Origin of the sequence: Amycolatopsis thailandensis, from assembly GCF_042723255.1 — a bacterium.
In the GTDB taxonomy this organism is placed as follows: Bacteria; Actinomycetota; Actinomycetes; order Mycobacteriales; family Pseudonocardiaceae; genus Amycolatopsis; species Amycolatopsis thailandensis.
Map to the genome: position 1 here is coordinate 127526 of NZ_JBHXJK010000005.1, position 7683 is coordinate 135208.

The 7683-nt window shown below is 68.7% G+C and carries 8 protein-coding genes; 7 read left to right on the top strand and 1 reads right to left on the bottom strand.

Annotated features, from left to right (window positions below; translation table 11 throughout):
* Positions 1-113: 113 nt before the first annotated feature.
* The gene (locus ACFWMR_RS03530; RefSeq protein WP_093933518.1) at positions 114-473 is read right to left on the bottom strand and encodes a DUF1844 domain-containing protein; all 360 of its coding nucleotides are present in this window, start codon (positions 471-473) and stop codon (positions 114-116) included.
* Positions 474-743: 270 nt separating this feature from the next.
* Here ACFWMR_RS03530 and infC point away from each other — a divergent pair, with 270 nt between their 5' ends.
* From infC to pheT, 7 genes are all read left to right on the top strand, one after another.
* Positions 744-1319, top strand: a complete 576-nt coding sequence (infC, locus tag ACFWMR_RS03535) for a translation initiation factor IF-3 (RefSeq protein WP_051137636.1) — start codon at positions 744-746, stop codon at positions 1317-1319.
* 70 nt (positions 1320-1389) lie between these two features.
* Complete coding sequence (gene rpmI, locus ACFWMR_RS03540) at positions 1390-1584, top strand: 50S ribosomal protein L35 (protein WP_005163285.1); 195 nt, start codon at positions 1390-1392, stop codon at positions 1582-1584.
* Positions 1585-1646: 62 nt separating this feature from the next.
* The gene (rplT, locus tag ACFWMR_RS03545) at positions 1647-2024 is read left to right on the top strand and encodes a 50S ribosomal protein L20 (protein ID WP_005163284.1); all 378 of its coding nucleotides are present in this window, start codon (positions 1647-1649) and stop codon (positions 2022-2024) included.
* Positions 2021-2851, top strand: coding sequence for a TrmH family RNA methyltransferase (locus ACFWMR_RS03550; protein ID WP_378376683.1), 831 nt, complete (start codon positions 2021-2023; stop codon positions 2849-2851). The genes rplT and ACFWMR_RS03550 overlap by 4 nt, the downstream gene beginning before the upstream one ends.
* 40 nt (positions 2852-2891) lie before the next feature.
* Complete coding sequence (locus tag ACFWMR_RS03555) at positions 2892-3722, top strand: DUF6159 family protein (RefSeq protein WP_378376670.1); 831 nt, start codon at positions 2892-2894, stop codon at positions 3720-3722.
* A gap of 274 nt (positions 3723-3996) precedes the next feature.
* On the top strand, positions 3997-5061 hold the full coding sequence (pheS, locus tag ACFWMR_RS03560; protein ID WP_093933520.1) for a phenylalanine--tRNA ligase subunit alpha: 1065 nt from the start codon (positions 3997-3999) through the stop codon (positions 5059-5061).
* Positions 5062-7632: a phenylalanine--tRNA ligase subunit beta gene (gene pheT, locus ACFWMR_RS03565; protein ID WP_378376672.1), complete on the top strand. Its 2571-nt coding sequence runs from the start codon at positions 5062-5064 to the stop codon at positions 7630-7632. It abuts the gene before it with no gap.
* Positions 7633-7683 lie beyond the last annotated feature (51 nt).

A 7683-nucleotide genomic window follows, 5' to 3' on the forward strand; every position in this document is an offset into this window, starting at 1 on the left:
AATTTTTTTTTTCAATTTCCCGCTGGTTGGTTGGGCCGTTTTTCATGCGGGGTCCCCTTACCAAAAATTTTGACTTAAGGGCACCCCTCATGACACTTGAGGAACGGGGAGACCTAGTAAACGGGCCCCGTGTACTTCTCGCCCGGACCCTGTCCGGGAGCGTCCGGCACGGCCGAAGCCTCCCGGAACGCCTTCTGCAACGACTGGAGGCCGTCGCGCAACGGGCCCGCGTGCAGGCCGAGATACTCTGCCGAAGCGGTCACCAGCCCGGCGAGGGCGGTGATCAGACGGCGGGCCTCGTCGAGGTCGCGGTGCGGTGAGTTCGCCGGATCCTCGTCGGCGAGGCCGAGTCGTTCGGCGCCGGCGGAGAGCAGCATGACGGCCGCCCTGCTGATCACCTCGACGCTCGGGATGTCCTCCAGGCCGCGGACGTCCGGGGAATACGGGGGTTGCTGAACGGGTTCATCTGACACGTCTGGTACCCTTCCACGAGCGACCAGCCCCCGAGCGATCGGGGGCGACAAGTGGAGCCCCGCTCCCACCCGCGTCACCGCCGCAACACCAGGTGTCCGGGTCCGGTCTCGCCAAAGACGATTTCGGGCGTCCGAGGCGGTGTGTTCGGTTCTGGAGACTGAACGCGATCGGAATGAGTGGGCCTCGCGTACCTCACGGTACCGGGGCCTTCGGCATGTGGGCACCAGGTCGAAACGGTAGAAGAATTTACCTCGAACCAGGGAGGCCCCATCAGCTCCGAGACACGCATCAACGACCGAATCCGGGTGCCGGAAGTCCGCCTCGTCGGACCCGCCGGTGAACAGGTCGGCATCGTCCGGATCGAAGATGCGCTGCGGCTGGCACAGGAGAACGATCTCGATCTCGTCGAGGTCGCTCCTCAGGCACGCCCGCCCGTATGCAAGCTCATGGACTTCGGCAAGTTCAAGTACGAGAGCGCGCAGAAGGCCCGCGAGTCCCGCCGCAACCAGCAGCTCACCGTCATCAAAGAGCAGAAGCTGCGGCCGAAGATCGATCAGCACGACTACGAGACCAAGAAGGGTCACGTGTCGCGCTTCCTCGCGGCAGGCAACAAGGTCAAGGTCACGATCATGTTCCGTGGTCGCGAGCAGTCCCGGCCGGAACTCGGTTTCCGGCTGCTGCAGAAGCTCGCCGACGAGGTGACGGAACTCGGTTTCGTCGAGTCGTCGCCGAAGCAGGACGGTCGCAACATGATCATGGTGTTGGCTCCGCACAAGAACGTGAAGCCGCAGAAGGCCGCGAAGGCAGCCAAGGACGATTCGTCCGAGCCGCCCGCCGACGCGTAGCGCCGACCAGCACATGTCAGCGGCACACCGGAGCACCCCGGTGTGCCGCCGCACGAAAGAGGACAACGTAATGCCGAAGATGAAGACGCACAGCGGGACGTCCAAGCGTGTCCGCGTCACGGGTACCGGCAAGCTGCGCCGCCAGAAGGCCGGCCGCCGCCACCTGATGGAGAAGAAGTCCAACAGGCTCACCCGTCGCCTCGAAGGCACGACCGAGATCGCCAAGAACGACGTCGGCCGCGTCAAGCGCCTCCTCGGCCGCTGACACCCCCGCACTTGTAAACCCCGGGCGCGCCCGCCGCGCCCCCAGATCGACAGGATGGACCAGTGGCACGCGTCAAGAGGGCTGTCAACGCCCAGAAGAAGCGTCGCGCGACTCTCGAGCTCGCCAGCGGCTACCGCGGCCAGCGTTCGAGGCTGTACCGCAAGGCGAAGGAGCAGACGCTTCACTCGCTGAACTACGCCTACCGGGACCGTCGTGCCCGCAAGGGTGACTTCCGCCAGCTGTGGATCACCCGCATCAACGCGGCGGCCCGCGCCAACGGCGTGACCTACAACCGGTTCATCCAGGGCCTCAAGGCCGCGGGTGTCGAGGTCGACCGCAAGATCCTCGCGGACCTCGCCGTCAACGACGCCGCCGCCTTCACCGCGCTGGCCGAGCTGGCCAAGGCGAACGTGAACACCGAAGAGAAGAAGTCGGCCTGACCGGCGACAGCGCTTTTCCGCGACCCGGGGCGGCTCCGTTCACCGAACGGACGCCCCGGGTCGTTGCCGCGCGCAAGCTCACGCGCCGGGCCGAGCGTGAAAAGACCGGCCGGTTCCTCGCCGAGGGCGCGAACGCCGTCCAGGCCGCCCTCGAAGACGGCGGCAAGGTGTACGAGCTGTTCGTGACCGAACGCGCCGCCGCGCAGCACGAGCGGCTGCTCGTCACCGCGCGCGAGGCCGGTGTCCCCGTCTCGCCGATCACCGACCGCGCCGCCGACGGACTGTCCGAGACCGTGACACCGCAGGGCATCGTCGCAGTCTGCGCGCTCGTCGACCGTCCACAAGAGACCGTCCTCAAGCCGGGCGCCAAGCTCGTCGTCGTCCTCGTCGACGTCGCGGACCCCGGCAACGCGGGCACCGTGATCCGGGTCGCGGACGCCGCCGGCGCCGACGCGGTCGTCCTCGCGGGGGACAGCGTCGACCCGCACAACGGCAAATGCGTCCGCGCGGCCGCCGGCAGCCTGTTCCACCCCGCCATCACCCGGATCCGGGACGTCGACGCGGCCTTGAAGGCCTGCTCCGCCGCCGGACTCCGCACGCTCGGCGCGCACGGTTACGCCGACACCGAACTCGATCAAGTGACCTTCGACGAGCCCACCGCGTGGGTTTTCGGCAACGAGGCACATGGTTTGCCGCGGAGCGTCCAGGAGACTGTCGACCTCGCGGTCAAGATCCCGATGTACGGCCGGGCGGAGAGCCTGAACCTCGCGACGGCCGCCGCGATCTGCGTGTACACCAACGCGATGGCGTCCCGGACTGATCGTTAAGCTGCGGCGTCACCGTTTCCGTTGATTCACTGGGGTAATCATGGGGCGTATCGCCCGTTCTTTCGCTTTGTTCGGTGCTTCTTGGCGAGTTCTGCGGTCCCGCAAGGAACTCGCGATCTTCCCGGTGCTCGCCGCCGTCGCCGGGCTGCTGGTCGCCGCGGTCTTCCTCGGGAGCGGCTACTGGATCTCCCACACCGAGATCGCCGACCACTCCCGGCTGACGCCCGGTTCGTACGTGATGATCGGACTGTTCTACCTCGCGGCCGCTTTCGTCACGGTGTTCTTCAACGCCGCCCTCATTTCGCAGGCCGACGTCGCGCTGCGCGGTGACGATCCGCGCGTGTCCGCGGGGCTGGCCGAAGCAGGCCGCCGATGGCTGCCGCTGCTGGGCTGGTCGGTGGTGACCGCGACGGTTTCCCTGATCCTGCGGGAGATCGAGCAGCGGTTCGGGTTCATCGGCCTGATCGTCGGCAGGCTGGCCGGAGCCGCCTGGAACCTGATCACGTATCTGGTCCTGCCGGTGATGATGATCGAGGACGCCGGTGTCCGGCACGGGGCCAAGCGCTCGGCGGAGCTGCTCAAGCGGACCTGGGGAGAGCAGGCCGCCGGAAGGTTCGGCATCGGGCTGGTCGGTGTCCTGCTGACGCTGGCCGGATTCGCGGTCTTCATGGGCGCCGGTTTCCTGCTCGGCGGAACCATCACGATCGTCGTCTCCATCGGGATTTCACTCGTGTGGGGGTTCTTGGTCTCCATCCTCTGCACGACGCTGGCCGGGATCTACCAGACCGCGCTGTACCGCTACGCCGCCGACGGCATCGTCCCCGACGAGTTCGGCAAGGTGGACTTCGAAGGCGCCTTCGCCGGGCGCTGAGCCGGAAACGGATGGCTTCGGTGCCCGCGGCCACGTAGAGTCGCGGGCACCACGCCGTCGCACCACGACACCAAGGGAGCTCTCATGGAACGCAGTGTTCGTTCCAGCACCTTGTTTACGGCGTAGAGCGCGTTTTTCGCACTCCTGAGCGACGCTGTGCCCAGCCCGAGGGTGATCGGGGGCCGTCGTTCGCTGTCCCATAGAATTCAGCTGCTGCTAAACCCATGCGTGCGCTCGCGTGCACCGGACCAGTCCCAGCGGACGCCGAGGAGTTATGTCCGAAGCCAACGACAAGCAGGACCCCCAGGCGGGAGCCCTCGCGCCGGAAACGTTGACGGCCGCCGTCAAGCAGGCCGAGACGGATTTCGCGGCCGCGGCGGATCTCGACGCGCTGGCGGCGGTCAAGCCCGCTCACCTCGGGGACCAGTCTCCGCTGCTGCTCGCCCGCCGCGAGATCGGCGCGCTGCCGAAGCAGGAGAAGGCCGAGGCGGGCAAGCGGGTCAACGAAGCGCGCCAGGGCATCCAAGCCGCCTTCGACGACCGCCGTGCCGTGCTCCAGGTCGAACGTGACGAAAAGGTGCTCCGCGAGGAGACCGTCGACGTCACGCTCCCGTGGGACCGCGTGCCCCGCGGCGCCCGGCACCCGATCGCGACCCTGTCGGAGCGCATCGCCGACGCGTTCGTCGCGATGGGTTACGAGGTCGCCGACGGTCCGGAACTCGAAGCCGAGTGGTTCAACTTCGACGCCCTGAACTTCGGCAAGGACCACCCCGCGCGCCAGCTCCAGGACACGTTCTACCTCGGCGAGGAGGACTCGGGCCTGGTGCTGCGGACGCACACCTCGCCGGTGCAGGCCCGCACGCTGCTGCACCGCGACCTGCCCGTGTACGTCGTCTGCCCCGGCCGCACCTACCGGACCGACGAGCTCGACTCCACGCACACCCCGGTGTTCTCGCAGGTCGAAGGACTCGCGGTGGACAAGGGTCTGACGATGGCCCACCTCAAGGGCACCCTCGACGCCTTCGCCCGCGCGATGTTCGGCGGGACCTCGAAGACCCGCCTGCGCCCGCACTTCTTCCCGTTCACCGAGCCGTCGGCCGAGGTCGACGTCTGGTTCGAGGAGAAGAAGGGCGGACCGGGCTGGGTCGAATGGGGCGGCTGCGGCATGGTCAACCCCAACGTCCTGCGTGCCTGCGGCGTCGACCCCGAGGTCTACTCGGGCTTCGCCTTCGGCATGGGTATCGAGCGCACCCTGCAGTTCCGCAACGGAATCCCGGACATGCGCGACATGGTGGAGGGCGACATCAGGTTCACCCTGCCCTTCGGAACGGAGGCCTGAGTGAAGGTCCCAGCCAGCTGGCTGATCGAACACCTCGACGTCGACGAAGAGGTCACGGCCCAGGATCTGGCCGACGCCTTCGTGCGCATCGGCATCGAGGTCGACGACGTCCGGAAGCTCGAACCGGTCACCGGCCCCCTCGTGGTCGGCCGGGTCGCCGAGATCGAGGAGCTCACCGAGTTCAAGAAGCCGGTCCGCTTCTGCCGGGTCGACGTCGGCGAGTCCGACGATGCCGAGGCCGACAAGCCGGACGAGAACCTCGACGACGACGAGGATGACGACGAAGGTCCGTTCGAAGACGACGGCCCCGCCGGGATCAGGACCCGCGGGATCATCTGTGGCGCCACGAACTTCGCCGAGGGTGACCTGGTCGTCGTCGCGCTGCCCGGCACGGTGCTGCCCGGCGGTTTCGAGATCGGCTCGCGCAAGACCTACGGCCGCCTCAGCGACGGCATGATCTGCTCCGCGCGCGAACTCGGCATCGGCGACGACCACTCCGGCATCCTGGTGCTGCCCCCGAGCACCGCCAGCCCGGGCGAGGACGCGAACAAGCTGCTCGGTCTCGAAGACACCGTCCTCGAAGTGACGCCGACCCCGGACCGCGGGTACACCCTGTCGGTCCGCGGCCTGGCCCGCGAGCTGTCCAACGCGCTCGACGTCGCGTTCGGCGACCCGGCGTCCATCGAGGTCCCCGAGGCCGAGAGCGACGCCTGGCCGGTGCGCCTCGAAGACACCGAAGGCTGCAAGCGGTTCGTCCTGCGCCGGGTGAAGAACCTCGACGCGACGGCGCCGACGCCGTGGTGGATGCGCCGGCGGCTGATGCTGGCGGGGATCCGTTCGATCTCGCTCGCGGTCGACGTGACCAACTACGTCATGCTCGAACTCGGGCACCCGCTGCACGCGTTCGCGACCGGTTCGGTCAAGGGCGATCTGGTGGTGCGCAAGGCGAAGCCGGGCGAGAAACTGACCACTTTGGACGATGTCGAGCGCACGCTCGACGTGGACGACGTGATCATCGCCGACGACAGCGGGGTCATCTCGCTGGCGGGCACGATGGGTGGCGCGTCGACCGAGATCACGCCGGAGAGCACCGACGTGCTGCTCGAAGCGGCGCACTGGGACCCGTCGTCGATCAGCCGGACTGCCCGCCGGCACAAGCTGTTCTCCGAGGCGGCCAAGCGCTTCGAGCGCTACACCGACCCGCAGCTCTGCGCGGTGGCGGTCGAATTCGCCGCGCGCCTGCTGCGCCAGTACGGCGAGGGCTCGATCCTGCCCGGCCGCACCGACGAGGGCGGCGTCGAGCCGAACCAGCCGGTGACCATGCCGATCAGCATGCCCGACCAGGTGGCCGGGGTGCGCTACGAGCGCGGTGTCACGGTCAAGCGGCTCTCGCAGATCGGCTGCAAGGTCAACGTGGGCACGTCCGAGGACGGCACCGCGCTGGTGACCGCCGTCCCGCCGAGCTGGCGCGGCGACCTGGTGCAGCCCGCCGACCTGGTCGAGGAGGTGCTCCGGCTGGAGGGCTACGACAGCATCCCGTCGGTGCTGCCCGACGCTCCGGCCGGTCGTGGTCTCACCGACACGCAGCGCCGCCGTCGTTCGGTCGCGCGGGCGCTGGCGGAGAACGGCTACGTCGAGGTGCTGCCCTTCCCGTTCATCTCGGACTCGGTCTGGGATTCGTTCGGGCTGCCCGAAGACGACGTCCGCCGCAGCACGATCCAGGTCCGCAACCCGCTGGAAGCGGACAAGGACCGGATGGCGAGCACCTTGCTGCCGGGGCTGCTGGAGATCCTGCAGCGCAACATCTCCCGTGGCTTCAAGGATGTTTCGCTGTTCCACATCGGACAGGTCGTGCTGCCCGGGCCGAACCCGATCCCGATGCCTTCGCTCGGGGTGGACCGGCGGCCGACCGACGAGGAGCTCGCGGTCCTGGAAGCGGCCGTCCCGCCGCAGCCACTGCACGTCGCCGTCGTGCTCGCCGGCCAGCGTGGCCGCGCGGGCTGGTGGGGCGAGGGCGAGCAGGCGAACTGGGCCGACGCGGTGCAGGCCGCGCGGCTGGTGGCGCAGGCCGCCGGTGTCGAGCTGACCACGGCCGCGGCGGACCAGCCGCCGTGGCACCCCGGCCGGTGCGCGCAGCTGCGGGTGGGCCAGTGGCCCGTCGGCTACGCCGGTGAGCTGCACCCGAAGGTCGTCGAGGCGCTCGGGCTGCCGCCGCGCACCGTCGCGATGGAACTCGACCTGGACGCGATCCCGATCCCGGACAGCCGTCCGGCACCGCGGATCTCGGCGTACCCGCCGGTGCTGCTCGACGTCGCCCTCGTCGCCGAGACGGGTGTGCCGTCGGCCGACCTGGCCGAGGCGCTGCGCGAAGGCGCGGGGGAGCTGCTCGAAGACATCACGCTGTTCGACTCCTACCAGGGCGAGCAACTGGGCGAGGGCAAGCGATCGATGGCGTACAAGCTGCGGTTCCGCGCCGCGGACCGCACGCTGACCGTCGACGAGGCCACCAAGGCCCGTGACGCCGCCGTCGCGGTCGCCGGTGAACGCTTCGGCGCGAGCCTGCGAGCCTGACACTGCAAAGCGCGTGAAGGCCCCCTTTCCTCGGCTCACCCGAGGAAAGGG